Source organism: Ensifer sp. NM-2 (assembly GCF_003024455.1).
GTDB classification, from domain to species: Bacteria; Pseudomonadota; Alphaproteobacteria; order Rhizobiales; family Rhizobiaceae; genus Ensifer; species Ensifer canadensis.
This window is the reverse complement of sequence record NZ_PVZR01000164.1, coordinates 1-409: the sequence shown is the minus strand read 5'-3', so window position 1 is coordinate 409 and position 409 is coordinate 1. Positions and strand designations below refer to the sequence as shown.

The window sequence follows — 409 nt, the reverse complement described above, 5'->3', positions numbered from 1 at the left end:
GATGTTGAACCGTGCTTCGCCGTTGGGGCCTTCCACGACGTCGAAGCCGACGGCGTTGGCCTCCTCCTTGATCTCGTCGAAGGACCGGCCGATGAACCGCTTGGCGGACGAGATGGTGCCCTTCGGGTTGAGGATGCTCTGCCGGCGGGCAAGCTGCCCCACCAGCCGTTCACCGTCCTCGGTGAAAGCGACCACCGACGGGGTAGTGCGGGCTCCCTCCGCGTTCGGGATGACCTTCTCCTCGCCGGCCTCCCAGACGGCGATAACGGAGTTCGTGGTCCCCAGATCGATTCCTACTGCTTTGGCCATGATGGTCGTTCCTTTCTTGTCACGTGAGGCGCGCTACGAAAGACACGCTACAGGGGCCGTCGATTCTTGTCATGTGAGATACGTTACAGGGATGGTCAAA

Annotated in this window: 1 protein-coding gene; it reads right to left on the bottom strand. The window is 61.6% G+C overall.

Annotation, left to right across the window (positions count from 1 at the left end; all coding sequences use genetic code 11):
- The coding region (locus C6558_RS39300) for an Hsp70 family protein (protein ID WP_146161032.1) at positions 1–309 on the bottom strand (309 nt) is incomplete at its 3' end.
- Between the last annotated feature and the right edge of the window lie 100 nt (positions 310–409).